Origin of the sequence: Haemophilus sp. HN_Hi08, assembly GCF_049824455.1 — a bacterium.
GTDB lineage: Bacteria > Pseudomonadota > Gammaproteobacteria > Enterobacterales > Pasteurellaceae > Haemophilus > Haemophilus influenzae_D.
In genome coordinates this window covers 1,442,564-1,465,655 of sequence record NZ_CP187493.1, presented here as the reverse complement: position 1 = coordinate 1,465,655, position 23,092 = coordinate 1,442,564, and the positions used below count along the sequence as shown (strand labels likewise).

At 38.2% G+C, this 23,092-nt stretch carries 28 protein-coding genes and 4 pseudogenes; 23 read left to right on the top strand and 9 right to left on the bottom strand.

Annotated features, from left to right (window positions below):
• The first annotated feature begins 1 nt into the window (after window position 1).
• From ACPT8O_RS07200 to ACPT8O_RS07190, 3 genes are read left to right on the top strand one after another with little or no spacing between them, the layout of a single operon-like run.
• On the top strand, window positions 2-622 hold the full coding sequence (locus ACPT8O_RS07200; RefSeq protein WP_021035084.1) for a fimbrial protein: 621 nt from the start codon (window positions 2-4) through the stop codon (window positions 620-622).
• Window positions 623-635: 13 nt separating this feature from the next.
• Window positions 636-1,268: a fimbrial protein gene (locus ACPT8O_RS07195; protein WP_021035085.1), complete on the top strand. Its 633-nt coding sequence runs from the start codon at window positions 636-638 to the stop codon at window positions 1,266-1,268.
• Window positions 1,261-2,523: a fimbrial protein gene (locus ACPT8O_RS07190; RefSeq protein ID WP_021035086.1), complete on the top strand. Its 1,263-nt coding sequence runs from the start codon at window positions 1,261-1,263 to the stop codon at window positions 2,521-2,523. Before ACPT8O_RS07195 ends, ACPT8O_RS07190 begins: the two co-directional genes overlap by 8 nt.
• Before the next feature lie 314 nt (window positions 2,524-2,837).
• Here the strand turns inward: ACPT8O_RS07190 and ACPT8O_RS07185 are convergent.
• The 3 genes and pseudogenes from ACPT8O_RS07185 to ACPT8O_RS07175 form a co-directional block, all read right to left on the bottom strand.
• A pseudogene (locus ACPT8O_RS07185) lies at window positions 2,838-3,704 on the bottom strand (sodium-dependent transporter); the annotation flags it as partial.
• Between the two features lie 21 nt (window positions 3,705-3,725).
• Window positions 3,726-4,378 (bottom strand): annotated as a pseudogene (locus ACPT8O_RS07180) (IS1595 family transposase).
• Between the two features lie 45 nt (window positions 4,379-4,423).
• Window positions 4,424-5,182, bottom strand: a complete 759-nt coding sequence (locus ACPT8O_RS07175; RefSeq protein WP_005665975.1) for a DeoR/GlpR family DNA-binding transcription regulator — start codon at window positions 5,180-5,182, stop codon at window positions 4,424-4,426.
• 170 nt (window positions 5,183-5,352) lie between these two features.
• Between ACPT8O_RS07175 and ltnD the strand changes: the two genes are divergently transcribed.
• The 10 genes from ltnD to ACPT8O_RS07125 all read left to right on the top strand — a co-directional run bounded on the left by ltnD (window position 5,353) and on the right by ACPT8O_RS07125 (window position 14,255).
• Window positions 5,353-6,258 carry an L-threonate dehydrogenase gene (ltnD, locus tag ACPT8O_RS07170; RefSeq protein WP_015702001.1) on the top strand — a complete coding sequence of 302 codons (906 nt, stop codon included), beginning with the start codon at window positions 5,353-5,355 and terminating at the stop codon, window positions 6,256-6,258.
• Between the two features lie 2 nt (window positions 6,259-6,260).
• Entirely contained in the window at window positions 6,261-7,502 is a 1,242-nt protein-coding gene (otnK, locus tag ACPT8O_RS07165) for a 3-oxo-tetronate kinase (protein ID WP_038440074.1), read from the top strand.
• Complete coding sequence (gene otnC, locus ACPT8O_RS07160; protein WP_005665968.1) at window positions 7,499-8,131, top strand: 3-oxo-tetronate 4-phosphate decarboxylase; 633 nt, start codon at window positions 7,499-7,501, stop codon at window positions 8,129-8,131. The genes otnK and otnC overlap by 4 nt, the downstream gene beginning before the upstream one ends.
• A 2-nt stretch (window positions 8,132-8,133) precedes the next feature.
• Window positions 8,134-8,910 carry a 2-oxo-tetronate isomerase gene (gene otnI, locus ACPT8O_RS07155; RefSeq protein ID WP_425623319.1) on the top strand — a complete coding sequence of 259 codons (777 nt, stop codon included), beginning with the start codon at window positions 8,134-8,136 and terminating at the stop codon, window positions 8,908-8,910.
• Between the two features lie 55 nt (window positions 8,911-8,965).
• Window positions 8,966-9,913: a D-erythronate dehydrogenase gene (denD, locus tag ACPT8O_RS07150; RefSeq protein WP_021035094.1), complete on the top strand. Its 948-nt coding sequence runs from the start codon at window positions 8,966-8,968 to the stop codon at window positions 9,911-9,913.
• A gap of 8 nt (window positions 9,914-9,921) precedes the next feature.
• Window positions 9,922-11,388: a GntP family permease gene (locus ACPT8O_RS07145; RefSeq protein ID WP_021035095.1), complete on the top strand. Its 1,467-nt coding sequence runs from the start codon at window positions 9,922-9,924 to the stop codon at window positions 11,386-11,388.
• 58 nt (window positions 11,389-11,446) lie between these two features.
• Complete coding sequence (locus ACPT8O_RS07140; RefSeq protein WP_041175319.1) at window positions 11,447-12,790, top strand: phospholipase; 1,344 nt, start codon at window positions 11,447-11,449, stop codon at window positions 12,788-12,790.
• An 83-nt stretch (window positions 12,791-12,873) separates the two neighbouring features.
• The gene (locus ACPT8O_RS07135; RefSeq protein ID WP_371903686.1) at window positions 12,874-13,488 is read left to right on the top strand and encodes a cyclase family protein; all 615 of its coding nucleotides are present in this window, start codon (window positions 12,874-12,876) and stop codon (window positions 13,486-13,488) included.
• 55 nt (window positions 13,489-13,543) lie between these two features.
• Window positions 13,544-13,732 carry a hypothetical protein gene (locus ACPT8O_RS07130; protein ID WP_162690879.1) on the top strand — a complete coding sequence of 63 codons (189 nt, stop codon included), beginning with the start codon at window positions 13,544-13,546 and terminating at the stop codon, window positions 13,730-13,732.
• Window positions 13,692-14,255: an MIP/aquaporin family protein gene (locus ACPT8O_RS07125; RefSeq protein ID WP_021035098.1), complete on the top strand. Its 564-nt coding sequence runs from the start codon at window positions 13,692-13,694 to the stop codon at window positions 14,253-14,255. The genes ACPT8O_RS07130 and ACPT8O_RS07125 overlap by 41 nt, the downstream gene beginning before the upstream one ends.
• A 1-nt stretch (window position 14,256) precedes the next feature.
• Here ACPT8O_RS07125 and ACPT8O_RS07120 read toward each other — a convergent pair.
• The 4 genes and pseudogenes from ACPT8O_RS07120 to ACPT8O_RS07105 form a co-directional block, all read right to left on the bottom strand.
• Window positions 14,257-14,875: pseudogene (locus ACPT8O_RS07120) on the bottom strand (IS1595 family transposase).
• 215 nt (window positions 14,876-15,090) lie between these two features.
• The gene (locus tag ACPT8O_RS07115) at window positions 15,091-15,537 is read right to left on the bottom strand and encodes a S24 family peptidase (RefSeq protein WP_021035100.1); all 447 of its coding nucleotides are present in this window, start codon (window positions 15,535-15,537) and stop codon (window positions 15,091-15,093) included.
• Complete coding sequence (locus ACPT8O_RS07110) at window positions 15,488-15,709, bottom strand: DNA-binding protein (protein WP_021035101.1); 222 nt, start codon at window positions 15,707-15,709, stop codon at window positions 15,488-15,490. Before ACPT8O_RS07110 ends, ACPT8O_RS07115 begins: the two co-directional genes overlap by 50 nt.
• A 172-nt stretch (window positions 15,710-15,881) precedes the next feature.
• Window positions 15,882-16,124: a hypothetical protein gene (locus tag ACPT8O_RS07105; RefSeq protein WP_041175320.1), complete on the bottom strand. Its 243-nt coding sequence runs from the start codon at window positions 16,122-16,124 to the stop codon at window positions 15,882-15,884.
• Window positions 16,125-16,159: 35 nt separating this feature from the next.
• Between ACPT8O_RS07105 and ACPT8O_RS07100 the strand changes: the two genes are divergently transcribed.
• The 10 genes and pseudogenes from ACPT8O_RS07100 to ACPT8O_RS07055 all read left to right on the top strand — a co-directional run bounded on the left by ACPT8O_RS07100 (window position 16,160) and on the right by ACPT8O_RS07055 (window position 21,724).
• Entirely contained in the window at window positions 16,160-16,357 is a 198-nt protein-coding gene (locus ACPT8O_RS07100; RefSeq protein WP_021035103.1) for a hypothetical protein, read from the top strand.
• Between the two features lie 45 nt (window positions 16,358-16,402).
• Window positions 16,403-16,558, top strand: a complete 156-nt coding sequence (locus ACPT8O_RS07095) for a hypothetical protein (protein ID WP_005633752.1) — start codon at window positions 16,403-16,405, stop codon at window positions 16,556-16,558.
• A gap of 217 nt (window positions 16,559-16,775) precedes the next feature.
• Window positions 16,776-17,132 carry a hypothetical protein gene (locus tag ACPT8O_RS07090; protein WP_021035104.1) on the top strand — a complete coding sequence of 119 codons (357 nt, stop codon included), beginning with the start codon at window positions 16,776-16,778 and terminating at the stop codon, window positions 17,130-17,132.
• Between the two features lie 192 nt (window positions 17,133-17,324).
• Window positions 17,325-17,573 (top strand): hypothetical protein, encoded by a 249-nt coding sequence (locus ACPT8O_RS07085; RefSeq protein ID WP_041175321.1) that lies wholly within the window; start codon window positions 17,325-17,327, stop codon window positions 17,571-17,573.
• 91 nt (window positions 17,574-17,664) lie between these two features.
• Window positions 17,665-17,928 (top strand): hypothetical protein, encoded by a 264-nt coding sequence (locus tag ACPT8O_RS07080; protein ID WP_021035107.1) that lies wholly within the window; start codon window positions 17,665-17,667, stop codon window positions 17,926-17,928.
• A gap of 17 nt (window positions 17,929-17,945) precedes the next feature.
• The gene (locus ACPT8O_RS07075; protein WP_041175322.1) at window positions 17,946-18,326 is read left to right on the top strand and encodes a hypothetical protein; all 381 of its coding nucleotides are present in this window, start codon (window positions 17,946-17,948) and stop codon (window positions 18,324-18,326) included.
• Between the two features lie 3 nt (window positions 18,327-18,329).
• Window positions 18,330-18,572, top strand: a complete 243-nt coding sequence (locus ACPT8O_RS07070) for a hypothetical protein (protein ID WP_005668404.1) — start codon at window positions 18,330-18,332, stop codon at window positions 18,570-18,572.
• A 125-nt stretch (window positions 18,573-18,697) separates the two neighbouring features.
• The gene (locus ACPT8O_RS07065) at window positions 18,698-19,006 is read left to right on the top strand and encodes a hypothetical protein (RefSeq protein ID WP_021035110.1); all 309 of its coding nucleotides are present in this window, start codon (window positions 18,698-18,700) and stop codon (window positions 19,004-19,006) included.
• Between the two features lie 9 nt (window positions 19,007-19,015).
• Window positions 19,016-21,143, top strand: a pseudogene (locus ACPT8O_RS07060) (replication endonuclease); the annotation flags it as partial.
• A 194-nt stretch (window positions 21,144-21,337) separates the two neighbouring features.
• Window positions 21,338-21,724 carry a helix-turn-helix domain-containing protein gene (locus tag ACPT8O_RS07055; RefSeq protein WP_228003458.1) on the top strand — a complete coding sequence of 129 codons (387 nt, stop codon included), beginning with the start codon at window positions 21,338-21,340 and terminating at the stop codon, window positions 21,722-21,724.
• Here the strand turns inward: ACPT8O_RS07055 and ACPT8O_RS07050 are convergent.
• Entirely contained in the window at window positions 21,705-22,367 is a 663-nt protein-coding gene (locus ACPT8O_RS07050; RefSeq protein ID WP_021035113.1) for a tyrosine-type recombinase/integrase, read from the bottom strand. The genes ACPT8O_RS07055 and ACPT8O_RS07050 overlap by 20 nt on opposite strands.
• Window positions 22,368-22,394: 27 nt before the next feature.
• Window positions 22,395-22,994: an integrase arm-type DNA-binding domain-containing protein gene (locus ACPT8O_RS07045; RefSeq protein WP_021035114.1), complete on the bottom strand. Its 600-nt coding sequence runs from the start codon at window positions 22,992-22,994 to the stop codon at window positions 22,395-22,397.
• Window positions 22,995-23,092: the final 98 nt, after the last annotated feature.

Sequence of the window (23,092 nt, the reverse complement as noted above, 5' to 3'; positions counted from 1 at the left end):
AATGAAAAAAGTGAAAAAGCAGCGTTTATTCCGCCAAATGATAGGCTTATTCAGCTTGTTATTTGTGACACCTTTTGGCTCAGCATCTGATAGTTGGGTAAAATTTACCGTAACGATTAAAAATGGCGGTACTTGCCAAGTGCATAGCGGCTATGAAAATAAACAAGTTGCTCTCGGCACTGTGTATGCCAATGAACTTAGCACAGCCAACCAAACCGCAGGCGAAAAAGATTTCGATCTTTGGGTGGAAGAGTGCGGCGATTTAATCAATGAAACCAATAAACTGAAATTTGTGTTAATGAATACCACAAACAAGCCTAGTTTATTAGACAAAGGTGTGTTACCAAATCTTGAAACAGGTGCCAATAAAGATAGCGTTGGTGTGCAATTATTAACCAAAAAAGGTGGTCCTATTGAAATTAAATACAATGCCTCGTCATCTCCCACTGAAACACTTGTTTTAAGCCCGAATGGGGATACTCTCGGCGCAGAGGCGGTGACAGGGCAAAATCACGCTTTTAAATTGCCTTTAAAAGCACGCTTTTATGCCATTACAAATGGCAAAAATGATAAAGCAGGCGATGTGCGGGCAGAAGTGATTTTTGCTGCCTTTTATGAATAAGCAAGGAGTTAAAATGAAAAAAACGAGCTTATGGGCAGGCGTGCTATTTTTGCTATTCGGCTTGCCACAAGGCTATGCTGCAAATCAAGGCAAAGTGACTTTTTCAGGCAAGGTGCTTGCAGCTAGATTATGTAATATTACCACCGAAACCGCGGGAAAAACCGTCGATTTAGGGCGGGTAAGAAGCCATCAGTTTACAGGTGTAGGGACAACTGTTGGTGGAAAAGACTTTACTCTTTCTGTAAGAAATTGTGGCGAAACACCGAATAATGCCAATATTCATCGCTTGAAATACTATTTTGTTTCGTCTTATGTTGAACCTAAAGTTATTATAACTAATGGATTTAGCGTGCAATACTATTTAAAAAACACGGTACAAAATTCAGGCAATAAAGATAGTGTGGGTATACAAATTTTTGCCACAAGAGGCAGTGAGGCAGGAGAAGTGATTAATGTAACAAAACAAACCTTACCGACAGATACTTCCGCTGGCAGTGGATATACTGGCACACAACTTGGAGCAAAAGCAAACGGAGACACTTTTGACATTACCCTGACAGCCAAATTCTATGCTTTAACAGCTGGATCTGCAGACAAAGCTGGCAAAGTCGCCAGCGAAATGACCTTTGAGGTATTCTATGAATAAATTTGTAAAAACATTTCAAAAATTGACCGCACTTTTTATTATTCTCAATTCAGTGCCAAAAGAAGCTATGGCGGATAAAGTCGGAGAATGGCATAGAGCAGACTGTAATTCTGGGATATTTAGTGCTTGTATTAGATTTCCTAATACATCTTCTGTTACTAAATATCCTTCAACAAAAATCACTACTAAGCGTTATCTTTTTCCACGAGATAACCCTGTTTCTACAACTCGCCCTATTGATATGGCAGGTATAATTAATGCTTTGGGCGAAAGAGATATAAAACTGGACGCTTACCGTATTCCAAGTAGAGGAGTTACAGGTAGTAACTCTTGTTTTGCATTTACATATCGGGTTGATCCATCAGCTTGGAATATAGTTCAAACAAGAGAGGGAACCGCATTTCAATTAAAACGATTTCCTCTATTGGGCTTTATTTTAAAGATAAGAACAACTTTTGTCGGCCCTGCCAATTTTAACCCTGGGAATAATCAATATAAAGTATGGAAAGATATCACTCAATATGAGGTAGAATTTCCAACTGCTTGTTCTCAAACCGCAGAATTAAAAATTACCCCAGAGGTAAAAATTAAACCTCTTGATCTTAGTCGCTATGTGCCAATAGATTTTGCTTTTAAACTTGATCAAATCAATACAAACGGCGAATTTGAACTTAATTTGCAAAATACCTTTTTCGGGGCATTTTCGTTAGATGGGAGGTATGGTGGCACAGCGGTTGCTACAAAGGTAACTTCTGATGGTGGTGTAACCGTTGAGGGCAGTAACGTAACAATACGCCTTAATGCAGTAACCTGTAATATTGAAGGAGGGGCAAACCATACTCGAGATTTTGGCACGAAAAAAAGTTCAGAAATTACCGCACCTATTAAAACAAGTGATGTAGATATTCGTGTAAACTGCGGTTCAAACGCTTATATTAACCCGTGGATTGTATTTACCGATGCAAATAATCTTGGCAACAGAAGTGATACACTTAAAATGATTTACAAAAATAACGGCGCGCAAACTGCCAATGTTGGCATAAAACTGAAACAAAAAAATGGTAATTACATCAGCTTCGGACCTGACAGCCCTAAAAAAGGCACTCAAAACCAAATTAAATTAACCAAAGAATTTCCACAGCAAAATACATATATTATTAGCTTTACTCCCGAATTAATTAAATTGGATAATTCCAAAAAAATTGAAGGTGGAGAATTAGAAGGTCGCGCAACTTATACCTTGTCATATCAATAACCAAGTCCGTAGGGTGGGCGTAAGCCCACGAAAAAATAAATATGACAAGGATAATTATTTGAGTTAAATGAGTGGGCTTACGCTCACGATAAAATAAATATGACTAAGGATAATTATTTAAGTCAAATGCGTGGGCTTACGCCCACCCTACATTGGATTTATGTTGTCATATTAATAACCCAGTTAAAACAAGCATAATAAAGTGCGGTTAGAAAATGTAATAAAAGAAAGACAAGGGATTAGCTTAAAAGTAATAATATTTTTGTAGGAATTAAAAAAAAAGAAAACCGAGCATTTACTCGGTTTTTTCTTTTTTAGAACAGGTTGCTAATAAAAATCACTAAGATGATCACGGGGACAACAAATTTCACGTAGTTAAACCAAATTTTGATAAAAGTTGAATATTTTGTTGAAGAAAGTTCTTTTTTGGCTTCATCTTTTAATACAAAACCAACGAAAATAGCACAGCCAAGTGCGGTCAGCATAAAGAGAATATTTCCACTGGCGTAATCATAGAAATCAAAAATGCTTTTGCCGAAGATGGTTACGCTTTTCCATAGATTATCCCCTAAAATTGCTGGAATATTGCCTAATAGAAAGATCCCTCCAAGCGTAAAAATAATGGCTTTACCACGACGCATTCTGAGTTTTTCTTGCAATGCCGTGATGATTACTTCATAAATTGTGATGGAAGTCGTTAGTGCGGCAATTAATAATAAGCCGAAGAAGATAATCGCAAAGAATTTACCTGCCCATAAGTGAGAAAATACGATAGGTAAACTTTGGAATACTAAAGTTGGCCCTGCGTTTGGTTCAATCCCAAAAGTGAAAAGTGATGGGAAAATCATAAAGCCAGCAAGTACAGCAATAATTGTGTTGGTAAAACCTGTGATTACGGCGGTGTGGATTAAGTTTTCTTCTTTATTGAGGTAACTGGAAAGGGTAATTAATACGCCAAAACCAAGGCTTAATGCGAAGAATACTTGACCTAAAACGAAGATAAATAATTGTGGGGTAATTTTGCTGAAATCAGGTTTTAAATAGAATGTAATGCCTTCCATTGCGCCCGATAATGTTACGTTGCGAATAACCATTCCAATTAAGAAGATAAATAGCAGTGGCATTAAATATTTTACCGAACGTTCAATCCCACCAATGATACCCTTTGCCAAGATAATGTAAGGGGCTGACGTAGATTAGCCCTAAATACCACGCCATTTTCTCAATATTTTAAGCTGTTCTTTTGGTGCTCCAAAGTTAAACCGAAATTTACATTCCTTCAAGAATAAAGGAAAGTTTTTTCGGTCGATTCCATTATATTTTCGGAGGATTCTCTTCGCCTGACTCCAGAAATTTTCTATTCCATTTATGTGGTTTTGTTTCACCGCAAATAGTTCGGAATGATTGATTCGTTCGTGGTGAAATTTGCTCACATCAAGGGCATCATAGCTTCGATAAGTATCGGTATAAACCCAGCTGTCAGGCTTGATTTTCCTCACAATAACAGGCATTAATGTCTCTGTTTTGGTATTTTCTACCACTACCGTAAATACTTTTCCTTGTCGTTTTAACAAACCAAATACGGCAATTTTTCCTGCTGCGCCTCGACCTCGTTTTCCTTTACGATGACCGCCAAAATAGCTTTCATCAAGCTCAATTTGACCATCAACAACCTCATCGGCTTCAAGGGCTAAATGATAGCTAATGACTTCACGAATTTTTCGGTAAAACAAAATCGCTGAATTGGCTTGGATACCGAGTAAATCAGCCGCTGCTCAGGCTGTAATTTCTAATACAAAAAACTCAAGGAGCTTATTTGTATAAATTTCTTTAATTTACAATGAGTTATCTTTATTTTTATAGACTAGCACACTTGCTAATCTACGTCAGCCCCTTTATTTTATACTAAAAATAATTCAACATTCATTTCAGCGATTCTAGCTTGAGCATTTTCGGGTAATCCTTTATCACAGATAATCGTATCTAATGAACTAAGTGGATATAGTAGAAATGTTGCTACTTTGCCATATTTGGATGAATCAGTAACAAGGATATTTTTTTGACTAAATTGGATAATAGCTTTTTTGACAGGAATTTTTTGCTCATCAGGCGTGGTTAGCCCTTTTAAATTCCAAGATGAAGTCGAGATGAACGCAATGTCAACTGAAATTTGACGTAGAAATTGGGCAGCAAATTCTCCCACAGAGGAACGATTTGATTTATTAATGAGCCCACCAGTATGCATAATATTACATTGGCTATTGACCATTAAATAATGGGCAATAACAAAATCATTAGTAATTACAAGTAGATCGTTTCGATTAGCGATTTGTTTTGCGATTTCAAGTGTTGTCGTGCCAGCATCTAGATATATAGTGGAATGTTCTTGTATTAACTCAACTGCTTTTTTACTAATAGCCGCCTTTTCAGTCGTTGCTAGTAATGATTTATCGTCATGTGTTGGTTCACTGGATAAACGTTCAAGTAATTGAACCCCCCCCGAAACAGAGATGACTTTTCCATCCTCTTCGAGCTTTTGTATATCACGACGTACGGTCATATGCGATACGCCTAAGATATTGACTAAGTTATTTATACTAATAACGCTTTGTTTACTAATTAAGTTTAATAATGTCTTTTGCCGTTCAGCAGGAATCATCTTTTTCTCCATACCTGATTTCAAATCAGATTATGAGCTCATAACGTTTTATCACTAAAATTAACAAAAAATAACATTTTTTATCATTCTGTGATCTAGATCTCAGATTTAATTTATTGTATCGGCTAATATACAGAGAAATTTAGTTAAGATCTATTGGGAGATTAAAAATGGAAAATCAAAATTATTCAGTCGCAGTAATTGGTCTTGGTTCTATGGGTATGGGCGCAGCGGTATCTTGCATTAATGCAGGATTAACGACCTATGGTATTGATTTAAACCCAGTTGCACTTGAAAAATTAAAAGCGGCAGGTGCAAAAGCTGTAGCGGCAAATGGCTATGACTTCGCTCACGAACTTGATGCTGTAGTGATTTTAGTGGTTAATGCAGCCCAAGCTAACGCAGTATTATTTGGCGAAAATGGTATTGCTAAAAAATTAAAAGCAGGTACAGCGGTGATGGTTTCTTCTACCATGGCGGCTCAAGATGCTCAAATAATTTCACAAAAATTAACAGAATTAGGTTTGATTATGTTAGATGCACCTGTTTCTGGTGGTGCAGCTAAAGCATTAAAAGGTGAAATGACTGTTATGGCATCGGGTTCAAAACAAGCATTTGAGTTGTTACAACCCGTTTTAGATGCCACTGCGGCAAAAGTTTATAACATTGGTGAAGAAATTGGTTTAGGTGCAACGGTGAAAATCGTCCATCAATTATTAGCCGGCGTACATATTGCAGCAGGTGCGGAAGCTATGGCCCTTGCCTCAAAAGCGGGTATTCCACTTGATGTTATGTATGATGTTGTGACCAATGCAGCTGGTAACTCTTGGATGTTTGAAAACCGGATGAAACACGTAGTAGAAGGTGACTATACGCCGCTTTCTATGGTTGATATTTTTGTGAAAGATTTAGGCTTAGTTAATGACACTGCAAAATCACTTCATTTCCCACTTCATTTGGCAAGCACAGCCTATTCTATGTTCACTGAGGCAAGCAATGCGGGTTATGGTAAAGAAGATGATAGTGCAGTGATTAAAATTTTTAGTGGCGTTAACTTACCGAAAAAAGGAGCGTAGCGATGTTAGGTGTTATTGCAGATGATTTTACAGGCGCAAGCGATATCGCCAGTTTTTTGGTTGAAAATGGCTTAAGTACGGTGCAAATGAACGGTGTTCCAACACAATCGTTAAACAGCAAAGTAGATGCCATTGTGATCAGTCTAAAATCACGTTCCAACCCTGTGAATGAAGCCATTGAACAGTCATTGAGGGCTTATCAATGGTTAAAGGAAAATGGTTGTACGCAATTTTATTTTAAATATTGTTCCACCTTTGACAGCACAGCGAAAGGCAATATCGGTCCTGTCACGGATGCTTTACTAGATGAATTAAATGAAGATTTCACCGTTATTACACCAGCCTTACCTGTAAATGGTCGCACTATTTTTAACGGCTATTTATTCGTAGGTGATGTATTGTTGAGTGAATCAGGCATGAAAAACCATCCGATTACGCCAATGACTGATGCTAATTTAATGCGTTTAATGGATGCACAAGCCAAAGGTAAAACAGGTTTGGTGGCGTATGCTGATGTGATTAAAGGGGCTTCGCGTGTGCAAGAGTGCTTTGCGGAATTAAAAGCACAAGGCTACCGTTATGCGGTTGTTGATGCCGTGGATAATTCGCAGTTGGAAGTACTTGCTGAAGCAGTGGCGGATTTCAAATTGGTGACAGGCGGTTCAGGCTTAGGAGCTTATATGGCTGCACGTTTAAGTGGTGGCAAAAAAGGTGCCAATGCCTTTACGCCAACTAAAGGTAAAACCGTGGTGCTTTCAGGGTCTTGCTCTGTGATGACGAACAAGCAAGTGGAAAAATATAAAGAAAAAGCACCGCACTTTCAACTCGATGTTGAGCAAGCCATCCATAATGAAAATTATATAGAACAACTTTATCAGTGGGTGATAGCAAATCTCGATAGCGAATTTGCCCCTATGGTCTATGCAACAGTGCCACCAGATGCATTAAAAGCTATTCAACATCAATTTGGGGTGGATCAAGCAAGCCATGCCATTGAAAGCACTTTCGCCAAACTTGCCGATAAATTAAAACAAGCTGGCGTGGTCAATTTTATTACTGCTGGTGGTGAAACCTCAAGTATTGTGGTGCAAGAACTTGGTTTTACTGGGTTCCATATTGGTAAACAAATTGCCCCGGGTGTGCCTTGGTTAAAAGCGGTAGAAGAAGATATTTTCCTTGCGCTTAAATCAGGCAATTTCGGCAAAGAAGACTTTTTTGAATATGCACAAGGAATGTTCCTATGATGGATTTAGCACAAAAAGAATTAATGGTGCAGCTCGGACGTTCTTTTTATGAGCGAGGTTACACCGTGGGCGGTGCAGGTAATTTATCAGTTCGCTTAGATGACAATCGTGTGTTAGTGACTCCTACAGGTTCTTCACTCGGTCGGTTAAGTGTAGAACGTTTATCTGTATTGGATATGGAAGGTAATCTTTTAGGGGGCGATAAACCATCGAAAGAAGCAGTATTTCATTTGGCTATGTACAAGAAAAATCCTGAGTGCAAAGCCATTGTGCATTTACATAGTACCTATTTGACCGCACTTTCTTGCTTAGATAATTTGGATCCTAATAATGCTATAGAGCCATTTACACCGTATTACGTAATGCGCGTGGGAAAAATGCAAGTTATTCCCTACTATAGACCAGGTTCACCAAAGATTGCAGAAGAATTAAGTAACAGAGCTTTAACAGGCAAAGCCTTCTTACTCGCTAATCATGGTGTTGTTGTCACTGGCTCAGACTTGCTTGATGCGGCAGATAATACAGAAGAGTTAGAAGAAACCGCAAAATTATTCTTCACTTTGCAAGGACAAAAAATCCGCTATCTCACTGATACCGAAGTGAAAGATTTAGAAAATAGAGGAAAATAATTATGCCTAAATTTGCAGCAAACTTAACAATGATGTTTAACGAAGTGCCATTTTTAGATCGCTTTGAAGCGGCGGCTAAAGCAGGCTTTAAATATGTCGAATTCTTATGGCCTTATGATTACCCCGCTAAAGAATTAAAAGCCAAACTCGATCAATATGGTTTGACCCAAGTATTATTTAATACTTCTGCAGGCGATGTGACCAAAGGCGAATGGGGCATTGCGGCGACTCCCGGACGCGAAGCTGAAGCTCGTCAACATATTGATCAAGCCCTTGAGTATGCCATTACTTTAAACTGCCCAACAGTTCATATTATGGCGGCAGTTGTTCCCGAAGGTGCAAATCGTGAAGATTACAAACAGACCTTTGTAGAAAACATTCGTTATGCTGCTGAAAAATTCAAACCACACGGTATTAATATTTGTTTGGAAGCGTTAAGTCCTGAAGTTAAACCTAACTATTTCTTAAAAAGCCAATATGACACGTTGGACATCGTAGAATTGGTAGATCGCGATAACGTTTTTGTTCAACTGGATTACTTCCATGCCCAAAATGTTGACGGTAATCTCTCTCGTTTAACCGATAAGTTAAACGGTAAATTTGCCCATGTACAAATCGCTTCCGTACCAGCACGCCACGAACCAGACGAAGGTGAAATTAACTACCAATATATCTTCGATAAACTAGATGAAATCGGTTATACAGGCTATGTTGGCTGTGAATATAAACCACGTGGTGAAACCGTAGCGGGATTGGATTGGTTTCAGAAGTATAAATAAATATTCTTAAATTTAACTGCGGCTTTAAAAACATATATTATCTAAGGAGGATACAATGAAAGTTGTAATTACTGGTGGACAAGGGTTCTTAGGACAACGTTTAGCCAAAACGCTATTAGCCCAGAATAATGTTCATATTGATGATTTAATTTTAATTGATGTTGTTAAGCCTATTGCGCCAAATAATGATCCTCGTGTTCGATGTTATGAAATGGATTTACGTTATCCAACAGGATTAGATGAATTAATTACTGAAGAAACGGATGCTATTTTTCATTTAGCAGCTATCGTAAGTAGTCATGCAGAACAAGATCCTGATTTAGGTTATGAAATTAATTTCTTAGCAACACGAAATATCCTTGAAATTTGTCGCAAAAATAATCCTAAAGTGCGGTTTATTTTCTCTAGTTCTTTAGCCATATTTGGTGGAGAACTACCTGAAACTATTTTAGACAGTACAGCATTCACACCGCAATCTACCTATGGTACACAAAAAGCAATGTGTGAATTGCTGATTAATGATTACTCACGAAAAGGCTTTGTAGATGGTATTGTTGTTCGTTTACCAACCATTTGTATTCGACCAGGCAAACCAAACAAAGCTGCATCCTCATTTGTTAGCAGTATTATGCGTGAACCTCTACATGGGGAGGATGCTGTGTGTCCTGTATCGGAAGAATTACGTTTATGGTTATCTAGCCCAAATACAGTAGTTGCAAACTTTATTCATGCTTTACAACTTCCATCACTTCCATTGCGTAGTTGGCATACTATTAATCTTCCAGGGTTTAGTGTTACCGTAAAACAAATGTTATCTGATCTCACTCAAGTAAAAGGTGAAGCAATTTTAGAACATATTAAATTTGAGTTTGATGAAAGCATTAACAATATCGTTGCTAGTTGGCCTGCAAGAATTGATAACACCCAGGCATTAGCTCTTGGTTTCAAAGTGGATAGCAATTTCCAAAATGTTATCCAACAGTTTATTGAATATGATATGTAGGAGGCACTATGTTTGGCTTACCTATTCCAATTATTGGATTATTAATCGCTGTATTTGTTCTCGTTTTTCTCGTCTTAAGAACGCGAGTTCATGCTTTCATCGCAATGCTAATTGCAGCTTCAATTGCGGGTTTAGTAGGTGGTATGTCAGCTGATGAAACCTTAAATTCCATCACAAAAGGATTTGGTGGCACACTAGGTAGTATTGGGATTGTTATCGGACTTGGTGTAATGATGGGTAGCGTCTTAGAAGTTTCTGGTGCGGCAGAAAAAATGGCATATAGTTTTATCAAAATGCTAGGTCAGAAAAAAGAAGAATGGGCATTAGCCATTACAGGTTACGTAGTGAGTATTCCAATTTTCGTAGATTCTGCATTTGTTATCCTTTATCCAGTAGCAAAAGCTCTCGCAAAAAATGGTAAACGCTCATTATTAACTCTAGGCGTTGCTTTGGCTGGTGGCTTGGTTGTGACACACCACACCGTTCCACCAACACCAGGTCCATTGGGAGTAGCTGGGTTATTTGGTGTAGATATTGGTGCAATGTTACTCACTGGAGTGTGTATGGCTGTCTTGCCTGTTGTAGGAATAGTTCTGTATGCTAAATGGTTAGATAAAAAATACCCTAACTTTAATCAAGAAGTGTTCACGGAAGAAGAATTAAAACAAAAATATGATAGTTATATTGAAAGTCGTGAGAAAAAAGAACTTCCTAGTTTAGGGCTTTCTTTACTACCAATTGTATTACCAATAATATTAATCTTTATTAAAGCAGTTGTACATTTATTCGTTAAAGATGTACCTGAAGCATTGACAAGTATACCTTATCAAATCGTTTCATTCCTTGGTCACCCTGTTATTGCTTTAGCATTAAGCGTATTAATTTCTGTTTACACATTATTACCAAAAGCCGATAAAAATACGACTGCACTTCATCTTGAAGAAGGTGTTAAAACAGCTGGTATTATCTTATTAGTAACAGGTGCGGGTGGTGCATTAGGTGCGGTATTACGCGATAGTGGTGCTGGAAAACAATTAGCAGAACAGATCGCAAACTTACCTATTTCACCAATTTTAATTCCATTTATCGTATCGACTTTAGTGCGTTTTATTCAAGGTTCAGGTACGGTTGCAATGATTACAGCTGCTTCAATTTCAGCCCCAATCCTTGCGCAAATACCCGGTGTCAATATGCTATTAGCCGCTCAAGCTGCTACCATGGGATCGCTTTTCTTTGGTTATTTCAATGATAGTTTATTCTGGGTGGTTAACCGTATGATGGGAATTAATGATGTGAAAAAACAAATGGTCGTTTGGTCTGTACCAACCACGATTGCTTGGGGGATTGGTGGTATTTCAGTAATTCTTGCTAACTTGATTTTTGGCAACGATGGCTCTGTATTTGATCTACTTTTCCCTATTGTCGTGTTAGCTAGCATTTTATTCTATATCAAACTTCAGAATAAAAATCTCTAAGCCAGAAAATATCCCCATGATAAAAATATTATGGGGATTTCATTTTAAGGAGAATATGATGTTAAAAAAAATATGCATTCTACTTTCTCTTCTAGCAGCATTTCATGTTTTGGCTCAAGATAAGGTTTTTAAAAATATAAAACCAATTCAAGTAACACTTTTAGCTGAAATCACCGCACAAGGTCAAAAGGTTAATGCTGTAGCATTAGAATATGAAGATAATATACTTTCAGGTTCTGATCTTCGAAAAACTTATCAAATTTCTACCGCACTTAATGGAGAAGAATTTATACCACGTACTATTTTACATGCTTATGTAAATAATGAACCAACATTATCTGCTCAACCTAAAATAGGTAAATTTGTCATTATTGAATTAGATAATCAAGACAAGAATGCCGATCTTTATAGCCTTAAGACTGAAAATAATCAATCTATGCAATTCAAAGGAAGAGATAAAGATGGTAATGTGATTGTGATTGAGAAAAAACAAATCAACAAAGTCCCTCAATATTATGGTGAAAAGTTAATTTATCAAATTAATCAAATTGGGTATTTGAAACTGACTAATGGTAAAACCTTAGATAAAATCCAGCTAATGCAACCTGCTATTTTTGAGCATGTTAAAACACCTTGGCTTGATCAATTTGCAGTGAAAAGTGTTTATTTGAAAGATAAAGCTAATTTTCTAAATTACAGAATTTTTACACCACATTTTGAAACAGAAAAAACTTATCCTTTAACCATTTTTCTTCATGGTTCAGGGCAAGTAGGGTCAGATAATATAGCACATTTGCTTTCAAGTAAGGGCGCTATTTCAACCTTACAATATGAAGAAGGTGTCGTGTTAGCACCGCAATATCAAAGTGTTTTTGATCCTTTTGATGATATTACAAAAGGGCATCAAGGTGGTATCCATTGGCAAACGGAAAACCGTCGAGATCTTGTATTAAAAATAATTGATGAAACTTTAATGCAATATCCACAAATTGATAAAACACGTATTTATTTAGTGGGATTATCTCGTGGTTCTGAAGGTGCAGTAAAACTCTTATTAACTCGACCGCACTTTTTTGCTGGTGCATTATTAATGAGTGGGCGTGAAGCTTATACGTATGAATGGGTCGATGGTAATGCAACAAAAGAAAATCTTTCTTCCATTAAGGATATCCCTATGTGGTTCTTCCACAGCAAAGAAGATAAAATCTCTCCAGTTGAAGGCTCACGAATTAACGTAAACATCCTGAAAGAGCTTCATGCACCAAATGTCAAATATACTGAATTTACTACAGAAAAAGTGGGTGACAATGGTATTGCAAATGATAATGCGCATAATACATGGGATGCGGTATTTAACAGCCCTGAAGTGATACAATGGTTATTACACCAAAAACGTAGATAAGGAAATCAATGATGTTTATATATTTATCACACCCATTAGATCCAAATGATTTAGATTGACCTGACGAACCTGTCGTTGAAGTAATACGTTGTACTGATATAAATGAGATAACACCATTTAGCAGTTTTATCTCTAAAATACCAAATCATTGCGGTACACATATGGCTGCGGCACGCTACTTTGTAAAAGATGGTTTAAGTATCAATGAATTGCCAATTGAGTATTTTTGCCATAAGGATGTTGTATTACTTGAGGTTCCAAAAGACGAAGCGGAAGGGATTACGAAAGAAGATTTAGAGCCTTATGCGGATATTTTAGCGCAAGTATCCTTTGCTTTCTTACGCACAGGGTTTGAGAAATACAGAACTGAGAATCCGTTAATTTATCAAAATGAAGGACCATATATTGCGACGAGTGCGGGAAAATATTTATCCGATAACTATCCTAATTTAAAAGGAGTAGGTATTGATTTCCTTGCACTTGGTTCGCCTTCTTCTCGTGTTCCTGATACAGAAAATCCGAAAAATTATCACCAAGCGATCTTAGGTTATCACAGTGGGCGTTTTACCACAGTGATTGAAGATATGCATCTTTCTGAACTTCCTAAAGGGGCCAAAATTAAGCAATTTATCAATGCTCCATTACGCATTGTCGGGCTAGATTCAAGCCAACTTGTATTGCTGAAATTGAATAAATGATGGAGTGCTAGGGTTATCTCTAGCACTCTTTTATATCTAGATAGGAATGAAGATTATGGAAAATATCAACCTTTATCTTGGTGAACTTGTGGGAACAGCATTTTTTATGGTGTTAGGACTTGGCGTTTGTGCCAATATTTCCTTAAAAAATCAGGAATGTATGGGAGCGGTGGTTTACTTGCCGCTTGTGGTTGGGGTTATCAATGGTGTCCATTGCTGTTATTTTTGGACCACTCACCGGTGATCATGTAAATCCTGCTGTTACTATTGATTTTTGGGCGGTAGGTAAATTTCCAACAGAACTTGTGTTAGTCTATATTATTGCTCAATGTATCGGTGCGTTTATTGGTGCTCTGATTGTATGGCTATTATTTAAAGATCATTTAGATGAAGAAGACAATCAAAATTGTCAATTAGGTTCTTTTACCACTATTGCAACAAACTCTAATAACTTACGCAATTTACTTTCTGAAATTGTCACCACATTTTCATTGTTATTTATTTTATTCGCACTAAATCATCAACAACCTACTAATGGTGTTGCAATGTTCTTTGTTTTTACGGGAGTAGCTGGTGGTGTTATGTCCTTTGGTGGATTAACAAGTTATGCAATCAACCCAACACGTGATTTTATGCCGCGTCTTGTTCACGCTATCATGCCAATTAAAAATAAAGGTAGTTCCAATTTCGATTACGCTTGGGTTCCTGTCTTGAGGTCTGTAATTGGCGCAATGTTAGCTGCTTGGTTATGCAAAGCAATGTTTTAAGTTATTCTTTTGGTGATCCAAAGTTAAACCGAAATTCACATTCCTTCAAGAATAAAGGAAAGTTTTTTGGTCGATGCTATTATATTTTCGGAGGATTCTCTTCGCCTGACTCCAGAAATTTTCTATTCCATTTATGTGGTTTTGTTTCACCGCAAATAGTTCGGAATGATTGATTCGTTCGTGGTGAAATTTGCTCACATCAAGGGCATCATAGTTTTGATAAGTATCGGTATAAACCCAGTTGTCAGGCTTGATTTTCCTCACAATAACAGGCATTAATGTCTCTGTTTTGGTATTTTCTACCACTACCGTAAATACTTTTCCTTGTCGTTTTAACAAACCAAATACGGCAATTTTTCCTGCTGTGCCTCGACCTCGTTTTCCTTTACGATGACCGCCAAAATAGCTTTCATCAAGCTCAATTTGACCATCAACAACCTCATCGGCTTCAAGGGCTAAATGATAGCTAATGACTTCACGAATTTTTCGGTAAAACAAAATCGCTGAATTGGCTTGGATACCGAGTAAATCAGCCGCTGCTCAGGCTGTAATTTCTAATACAAAAAACTCAAGGAGCTTATTTGTATAAATTTCTTTAATTTACAATGAGTTATATTTATTTTTATAGACTAGCACACTTGCTAATCTACGTCAGCCCCTAAAATAATGCTCTGTTGTGGCTAAGGCATAAAACAACCCCGTGGCTAACCAACCAAGAATCACCGCAGGAGGCGCTGAAGCCAATCGAGTTCATTCGGCTTTTAGGCGGAAAATATAATAAAAGCCGTAAGTCGCTGCTACAAAAACTAAAAATGCTAGAAATCCCGTCATTTTATCACCACTTCTTCATCTTCATCGGCAAACTAAACACCACGCGTTCGTGAATATAGACAGGATCATCCTGTTTTATCTCCCACTCTTTATACTCTTCTTTATTATTAGAAATCGCCCACATTTCACGGCCACGTTTTTGCAAGCGTTTAATGAATGTGTGATCATCAAACGTGAACACATAAAGCCCATCGGCACTGAAATAATTTTCTGATACATCGACATAAAGTAAATCGCCGTTTTCTAATGTCGGCGCCATGCTATCGCCTTTCACCGCAATAATTTTTAAATTTTTAGCATCGGTGCGCCCAAATTGGCGACGGAAGAAATCCAAGTCGAACTCTTGCGCCAATAAGCCCTGTTCTGTACGGGTTAAAAACGTGCCATTTCCTGCACTGGCTTCAATATCCAAAATTTCTACTCGGATAGTGTTTTTTTGCCAAAGGTTCATGCAGATTAACGACGCACACCGTGTCGTCAGTAAAGCCCAATGCATTTTTCGTTACATCAGGAAATGAACTTATATGATATTCAAACGCACCGCCTTTTATACCTTTGGCTTCGCGCATTTTCCAATTTTCATTTTTTGCCTTGCGAGTGATATTTGTTGCTTGAGCAGGCAATCCATCTAGCCCTTCTAACTCTTATGCCGAGTACCATTCTTTCATTTTTGATTTCCTCATAAGATTTTTTAAATCTTTTTTAAATCACATATTGATTTAAAAAAGATTTAGTTATGATATCTCAAACAATGTAAACAAACACAAAAGGCAATGCTTTCTCAATGTAAACAATCTATTGCACGTTATGTGGCGTGGCTTGCGTTAAAAATGTTGTACCGAGTTTCTCTTGGAAAATCGCAAGCGCCCGCAGCATTTCTTGTGTTGCCTGCGGTGTATAGCGAAAAGTCATCTTCGCCTGTGGCGCACCTGAAACAAACTGAAAATATTCCACCGTCATTTCTCCTGTCTCGGCATGGAAAGTGATGTTGAGCGGTGAATCAACGTCAATGGGGATAACTAGTGTTTCGTCAGTCATGGGAGTTCCTTATTTTTTAAACATGGGAGTGCTTTATGGCAAAAAAAGTGGATGAACAATTATGGGTTCGCATATTAGAACTTGAACAAACCTTGAAAGAACAGGAAAAACAAACCAAGCAAAGAATAGACGAACTGGGACAGCAATACCATGATCACCATAACCATTTACCAGTTTTATGTTTTATCTGCGCTGTAATAGGAACGTTCTGTGCATTCCAATTTTTTAGATAGTAGAAGTATAACAAAGTAAACAAAAACAACAACAAGGAAAAGGGTATGGCGAAAACAGAAAAAAAACGCGAACTAAAATCTGAAATTATTGCATTTCGTGTGACGGCAAGTTTTAAAGAAAAGTTACAAGAAATGGCTCAAGCGGATAAACGGGAATTGAATGATTTTATTCGTTTGAAATTGGAAGAATGTATTAATTAATCAGTCAGTAAGATGACATTAATCCAAACGATTCCAGCAACAATAGACCAGTTAAGGATAAATATGAGAAATCGTAAAAATCGAGTCAGCATGGCATACCTCGTGGCGTTATTTTCAATGGTGTCGTGGTTTATGGTGTTGATTATCTTTTAATTTTAATAACTGTGCAATCCATATTGGGGAATGTGGAGAGCGTAGAACAAAAAAGAAGGTGTGTATGAGTGAAAAAAATAATACTGGCGGAACAGAATGGGAAACCTTAGGCAAAGGGCGTTTTTTGTTGTTGCAAAATCAATATGGCGAATATTCCTTATGGCTGGAAAGCCAAGACGGCTTTCGTGAACGCTATTCAATGGAAAAATTAGAAGAATGGATGAACCTTGCCCTTGAGCAAGGTGTGGTAAATGACGGCAATATTAAACTTTCTCGCTCTTTTACCTTTCGTCCAAAAGAACCCAGAGTCGATCTACGCCTTTCGGCGGAAGTTCCTGACGAAAATCACCACAGTAGTCAAGATAATTTGCCAATGCGTCAAGCTCAGCAATATTTTGACAATGAATATGTCGGTAAATAAATCCGCGGCATTGAATGCCAACAATAAATTCTTTATCAAACCGTGGGCAAGCATCGGTATCTATTTCAAAGGTATCAATAAATGCGGAAATATGCCGATCGAATTTTGGTAAAGAAAATTTAGGGTAAGTTGAATACATAGAATAGCTCCGTTTAATCAAGATGGAGTTGAGTATAACAAAAGGTGGTGAAAGTGAAAGTTCATGTTAAATGTCCGAAGTGCGGTTCTGAAAATGTTTTTGTTCGCACCTCTGAACGGTTATCTAAGTTAAGCACGCGTTCATTTGGTTATTGTAGTGGATGTCGTGAATGTCGCTTTAAAGTGATTAGTGAGATTGTAGAAGTCGAAACAGCAAGCTTTGAAACCAATCAGCAAGCAATGTTAGGCAGTAAGCCGTTAGACGAAACGGATACTCGCCAAGTCGAAATCCCTACGGGTTAATTCTTAATTTTCCAACAGTAATTTAACCGCCGTCGTTTGAAGAAATTCATTCGACAGGATTTTTGCAACCAAAATTTAGGAGTTTGAGCAAATGACAAGAAAAAAATATGTGTACAGCAAAGAAAAAAACACGCCTCATAGCCGTGTGAATGTGTGGCAGTTGCAACAAAAATTGAATGAACAAACGCGCCATATTTTACTTTTACAACGAGCTATTTCGCACCAAGCAGGTGTGAATGCCCAGCAAGTTTTGCTGAATGAATCATTAAGCGATCGCATTGCATTACTTGAAAAAGCACAGTGGAAACGTGAACAAAGCATTTTCCAATGCGTTACACGGTGGTTCCGTAAATAAATGAATGGGGGGGAGTGATGGTCTTAATGCCTTATTGCTTTGACGATGAAATGGAATCTGCCGCTGAAAAATGGTGCCGTGTAAATCAAGTAAAGGTGCCTGAAATCCGAAGTTTTGATGATGTGCTGCACTCGTTAAGCAAAAGCCAATTCCGTGTAGAACGAGAGTTTGACGGTTTACAACAAGGCTTTCGAGAAATGCTGTTGGAATTAGCCGATTTAGATTTTTCAGATTTACGTGCAGGGCATTTAACAGGCACTAAGCTCCATCACTACACAGAACAAGGACAACGCAAAATAGCCCGTGCACTACGTAAAATGCGGTTACTTTCGGGAATGTTTTCACAAGGCGTAACAGAGCGGGAATTTACTCAAATTGATAAAACGATAGGGGAATAACAAATGGCAGCAATAATTTTAAGCCGTGGTGCTTTGTCTTTTTGTGCAAAAGATGTTTATCACAAGCTAGATAATGCACAAGAACAATTGTTCGCTTATTTCTACCACTTAGATAAGGGCGATGAACAATCAGCGAATACGGCATTTAGTGAATATATCCGTTTGGGCGATATTGCAATTCAAGCGAAACGAGAATTAATGAAAAAACACGCCGAATGGGCGGACTGGAGAGAGAAAAGAAAATGACAAGTTGTTTAGTGATGTTTTTCGTGGTGGTGTTTGCCGTTCTTGGCGTGGCTGTGACGGTAATGGGATTAATTGAGTTTATTACGGACGTGCTAGATAGCCGTTGGTAAAGGAGAAAAAGAATAATGGAAAACAATATTTGTATCGCCCTAGATTGTGGCGCAACGCTAGAAATTTTACCCATCGGCACTCGCTTTCAAGTGGTTGAAGTGATGGGCGATCAAGATAGTTGGTATGGCAAACAAAAAACAAGAACAGTAGGCAATTTACATAACACAATTTGGGGCGCAATTGAAGAAGTACGCCGTTATGACTTAGCCCAATATGAAATGTTGAGTTTGGAAGAATTAGTCAGTGCAGTGAATTCGACCAACAACAAAATCAAAGAATATTTTGAATATCACAGTGAATATTTAGCCAATACAGCAATGTAAGGATTCTTGATGATGAACTGGGAACTTGAGTGTAATGCCAATCTTGCCAAACGTGAGCAAGCGATGGCAGATGCACGTGCAGTGATGATGCAAAGTGCGGTGAATGTTGACCGCACTTCTCTGCCTTTTGATGATGGCAGATACACATCATTACAGCTAGAGTTGTTCGCAGCTAATCCAATCGACTTTGATTTTATTGAACGTAAATTAGAAAGTCTCCCACGCCAACGTCAGCGTGAGCATTTCCGCAAGCTCTATTTAAAAGCCTATCGCTCCATCAAAGATGACGGTTCAATTGCCTTTGCCCTTGGCAATAAACAACGCCGCCATGCCAATGATTATTTGCGCGATGTGTTAGATGTGCGCTTGAAAAAAGTCTTTTCACAATACAACGTGAATATGGATTTTTTGCAAGCGTTCATCAATACGCCTAAATGGTTGCAAGATATAAAACAAGACATTAAAACCCAATTTGAAACACGTTTTGAAGCTAAGTTTATGACCGTGCCAACACGTGAAGAAATTGCCGAGCAGTATAACGAACTTCACAAAATGGGCTTTAATTTTAAGCAATATGGTAAGCAACAAGCTAAAAATGCCAAATTACCGTTTTATTTGCTTACTGAACGTAAGATCAAAAAGATGGCGTATCAAATCGCCACAGCGTTTGAATCATTCCAATTTGAAACGATAAAAAACATCAAGGATTATTATCCCAAACAAACGGCTGATAGCATCAATCAACATTTTTTTGAGCTCTATAAAAAGTGCGGTGAAATGGCACTGGCAATGGGGTTTCAAATTCCCCATTGGGAGAAAATTGAACAAAACAAACCGATTAAAGGGGAATATGTTGATAGCACATTAAGCCGTCTTGTTTGTGAAAAGTGGTGGTTTAAGAAAATACGCACCACACAACGCCGAATAGTTGAACACGTTGCTATTGCCTGTGGCGAGGTGCGTGCCAATGCTGCCAGTTATATTTCCAATCAAAGTTTCCAAGAATGGCAACTGCAACAGCGTAAAAACTATGATTACTTATGCGCAATGATCATTCAAAACGTGGACAATCCAGAAGAACAGGTCGAACTTTTCGATATGTTCTTAAAATCATCATCTAACCCCGCATTACGTCGTAATGAAATGATGGTGCGCTTGCGTGGCTTGGAAGAATGGGCAGAAGAAAACAATAATGAAGCCTTATTTTTAACCCTCACTGCGCCATCATCATTCCATGCAGGAAACGGCAATAAAAAATGGTCGGGGGTGAATCCAAGAGATACGCAAAACTATCTAAACAAAGTGTGGCAACAATTCCGTGCTTTGTTAGCAAAACGTGATATTAAATTTTACGGGATGCGAGTGGCAGAGCCGCACAAAGACGGCACACCACACTGGCATGCGCTAGCTTATGTGCCAGCAGAACATAAAGAAGAAGTCATCCGCTTATTTAAACAAAAAGCTCTAGAGTTAGCGGCAATGAAAAAGGCGCAGCAGAACACCGTTGCAAAGTGGAAGAATGTGATAAAACAAAAGGCAGCGCAACGGCTTACATTGCGAAATACATTGCGAAAAATATTGACGGTTTCGCCCTTGCTGGCGAAGTGTCAGATGAAGACCCGACACTAAGCCTACACGACAACGCATTGCGCGTTTGTGCATGGGCGAGCCGTTGGGGCATTCGTCAGTTCCAATTCTACGGTGGCGCATCCATTTCTGTTTGGCGTGAATTGCGCCGATTGATCAGCGGTCAAGCCGATGATGAACTCATTGATAAAGCGCAAGCAGCAGGTGTGGCGAACGATTATGCCGCTTATATGGAAATTCAGGGGGGGGCACTGGCAAAACGAGAAGAACAGCCAATCAAATTAGATTATGAAACTAAACCGGCAAACAAGTATGGTGAACAGCGCAAAGCGATTATTGGCTTAGCCAATCGCTTTAGCCTTAAGCGGGTGATTTCGCGAACCAAAAGATGGGAGATTAAAAAACGTCCTAAGGACTTTAATCCATCTTTGGTTGAGCGTAGCTCAACCTCTACCAGCGAGCGCAGCTCGGACTTGTGTCAATAACTGTAACCGTTCAAAAATTGAACAGCAAGCTAATTTATTGATGTTGCCTATTGGTTCGCCATTAAAACCGTCACAAATTGACCTTTTAATGCGCCATGGACGGTTACGGCTTAATGACTATCGGTGGATTTGTTGTGAAAACGATGAAGTTTTCATTAAAGAAGAAAAAATTCCGTTGGCTCAAGCCTTTGGTTGGGGCGAGAGCTTGGGGGATTTTAGGGTTAATTAATTAAAAGTGAGGTTAAAAATGAGTAAGTTTTTGAAATTAAATGCAATTGGAGCTGATTTGTTTACAGAGGAGATTATTTTAAATTCCGATTATGTTATTGCAGTGGAAAAAGAAGTAAATATCAATGAAGATGAAGAATTATCAGACTTTGTTGAGCGTAAGAAATGGGATATATCAGCTGCATCATTAATAATAAAACAGGATGCAATTGATTTTATAGATTATGTTTGTGAGAGAGGGAGATGTTTAATGGAACGATACTTTTCAATCAAAGAGATTGCCCAGACGGGGATTTGTTCAGAAGCAACAGTGAAACGTTGGATTGCTAGTGGAAAGTTAAAGTCTTATAAATTCGGTCGCTCCCGTAAAATTGCGGAAAGCGACTTGAACGAATTCATTAAGACTTGTCGGCGATAATTTCTTTAAATAGACCATTTGCACATTTTTCAACATAGGTTGCCCATTCTTGAAACGTCTTTAATCGGTAAGGCAAATATTCAGCCCGATTATAGGCGTTTCTTATTTCATCGGAATTCAAATGGCTTAGGCAAATTTCGATGATTTCCTTATCCAAGCCAAGTTCTAGGCGATTATCATTGCAATAACTACTGAATAGCGACCGTATGCCGTGATTTGTCATAGTGCCTTTGTATTTGCCGCCGTCCATTGTTTTAATCACTTCATTCGGTGTTTGGCTGTTGATATGCTTTTTATTTCTCGCCTTTGATAAAGTGGACGGGAACAAATATTCCTTATTTGCGTGTTGCTTGATGTATGAAAGCAAGGTTTCTGCCTGTTTACTTAACGGCACAAGGTGCAATCGATCCCCTTTCCCGCCTTTTGAAACTTCCACTTTCCACACTTTACCAGTGGGCAAATGTTCGTGTTCAATGATGTCAGAATATTTTGCACTGACGGTTTCGCTCGCCCTTGTAGCGTTGAGCAAACCCCACAAAATCGCAAGGCGAACAGTTTGTGATATGTTGGCTCGAGCAAGGCTGATCATAAATTCTGGTAAGGTTTTGTAATGAATTGAAGGATGATGTTTGTTTTTGTTCACTGCAGGCAAATCATTACCAAGATATTTCTATTTGTTGATTTCCCAATATTCAAAACGTTCAGCATACTCAGCGATTGACTTTAAAACCAAATAACGCTTTTTCAATTCAGCCGTTGCCCCAGATTGGCGATAAGGTTCAAGCACGGATAAACCGTGTTTTAGAGTCAATTCTTTGAATGGCACGCCACCAATTAAGTCAATAGCGGCGTTCGTGCGTCTTTCTGTATCAATTCTTGTCTTTTCTGTGTAATTGCCTTGTTCTTTGCCAATTTTCGCACGATAGAGCAACCATTCATTTGCAACATGGGAAAAACTCTGTTGTTCTTTTAGTGCGTCTATGACTTGTTTTCGCTCAAATTCGTGTGGGTCAATTTTATTGGCTAAAAGTTGGCGAAATTTAAGCGTTTTTTGACGTGCATATTTAAGCGATACCGCTGGATAAGTGCCGATAGTTTTTTCAGTACGTTTTAATGTGTAGGGGCGTTTGTAATTAAATACCCACGTTTTCACACCGTTTGGCTTGACGACGAGTTTTAACCCATCACCGTCAAATAAATAATAGATCTTTTCCGCCACTTTGGCGTTATTTACCTGTGCAATGGTTAGCTGCTTGATGATTTTTGCCATGGTAGGAATTTCATAAAATGGTAGTAAGATTTTTGCATTGTAAGTTCTTACTACTATTTTTACTACAAAAAATTGTGATATTTCGTGAAATCCACTGA

What these genes read in the sequence shown, in the direction of transcription:
- ACPT8O_RS07200 (WP_021035084.1), top strand. Translation starts at nt 2, where the DNA reads ATGAAAAAAGTGAAAAAGCAGCGTTTATTCCGCCAAATGATAGGCTTA.
- ACPT8O_RS07195 (WP_021035085.1), top strand. Translation starts at nt 636, where the DNA reads ATGAAAAAAACGAGCTTATGGGCAGGCGTGCTATTTTTGCTATTCGGC.
- ACPT8O_RS07190 (WP_021035086.1), top strand. Translation starts at nt 1,261, where the DNA reads ATGAATAAATTTGTAAAAACATTTCAAAAATTGACCGCACTTTTTATT.
- ACPT8O_RS07175 (WP_005665975.1), bottom strand. Translation starts at nt 5,182, where the DNA reads ATGATTCCTGCTGAACGGCAAAAGACATTATTAAACTTAATTAGTAAA.
- ltnD (WP_015702001.1), top strand. Translation starts at nt 5,353, where the DNA reads ATGGAAAATCAAAATTATTCAGTCGCAGTAATTGGTCTTGGTTCTATG.
- otnK (WP_038440074.1), top strand. Translation starts at nt 6,261, where the DNA reads ATGTTAGGTGTTATTGCAGATGATTTTACAGGCGCAAGCGATATCGCC.
- otnC (WP_005665968.1), top strand. Translation starts at nt 7,499, where the DNA reads ATGATGGATTTAGCACAAAAAGAATTAATGGTGCAGCTCGGACGTTCT.
- otnI (WP_425623319.1), top strand. Translation starts at nt 8,134, where the DNA reads ATGCCTAAATTTGCAGCAAACTTAACAATGATGTTTAACGAAGTGCCA.
- denD (WP_021035094.1), top strand. Translation starts at nt 8,966, where the DNA reads ATGAAAGTTGTAATTACTGGTGGACAAGGGTTCTTAGGACAACGTTTA.
- ACPT8O_RS07145 (WP_021035095.1), top strand. Translation starts at nt 9,922, where the DNA reads ATGTTTGGCTTACCTATTCCAATTATTGGATTATTAATCGCTGTATTT.
- ACPT8O_RS07140 (WP_041175319.1), top strand. Translation starts at nt 11,447, where the DNA reads ATGTTAAAAAAAATATGCATTCTACTTTCTCTTCTAGCAGCATTTCAT.
- ACPT8O_RS07130 (WP_162690879.1), top strand. Translation starts at nt 13,544, where the DNA reads ATGGAAAATATCAACCTTTATCTTGGTGAACTTGTGGGAACAGCATTT.
- ACPT8O_RS07125 (WP_021035098.1), top strand. Translation starts at nt 13,692, where the DNA reads ATGGTGTCCATTGCTGTTATTTTTGGACCACTCACCGGTGATCATGTA.
- ACPT8O_RS07115 (WP_021035100.1), bottom strand. Translation starts at nt 15,537, where the DNA reads ATGAACCTTTGGCAAAAAAACACTATCCGAGTAGAAATTTTGGATATT.
- ACPT8O_RS07105 (WP_041175320.1), bottom strand. Translation starts at nt 16,124, where the DNA reads ATGACTGACGAAACACTAGTTATCCCCATTGACGTTGATTCACCGCTC.
- ACPT8O_RS07100 (WP_021035103.1), top strand. Translation starts at nt 16,160, where the DNA reads ATGGCAAAAAAAGTGGATGAACAATTATGGGTTCGCATATTAGAACTT.
- ACPT8O_RS07095 (WP_005633752.1), top strand. Translation starts at nt 16,403, where the DNA reads ATGGCGAAAACAGAAAAAAAACGCGAACTAAAATCTGAAATTATTGCA.
- ACPT8O_RS07090 (WP_021035104.1), top strand. Translation starts at nt 16,776, where the DNA reads ATGAGTGAAAAAAATAATACTGGCGGAACAGAATGGGAAACCTTAGGC.
- ACPT8O_RS07080 (WP_021035107.1), top strand. Translation starts at nt 17,665, where the DNA reads ATGACAAGAAAAAAATATGTGTACAGCAAAGAAAAAAACACGCCTCAT.
- ACPT8O_RS07075 (WP_041175322.1), top strand. Translation starts at nt 17,946, where the DNA reads ATGGTCTTAATGCCTTATTGCTTTGACGATGAAATGGAATCTGCCGCT.
- ACPT8O_RS07070 (WP_005668404.1), top strand. Translation starts at nt 18,330, where the DNA reads ATGGCAGCAATAATTTTAAGCCGTGGTGCTTTGTCTTTTTGTGCAAAA.
- ACPT8O_RS07065 (WP_021035110.1), top strand. Translation starts at nt 18,698, where the DNA reads ATGGAAAACAATATTTGTATCGCCCTAGATTGTGGCGCAACGCTAGAA.
- ACPT8O_RS07045 (WP_021035114.1), bottom strand. Translation starts at nt 22,994, where the DNA reads ATGGCAAAAATCATCAAGCAGCTAACCATTGCACAGGTAAATAACGCC.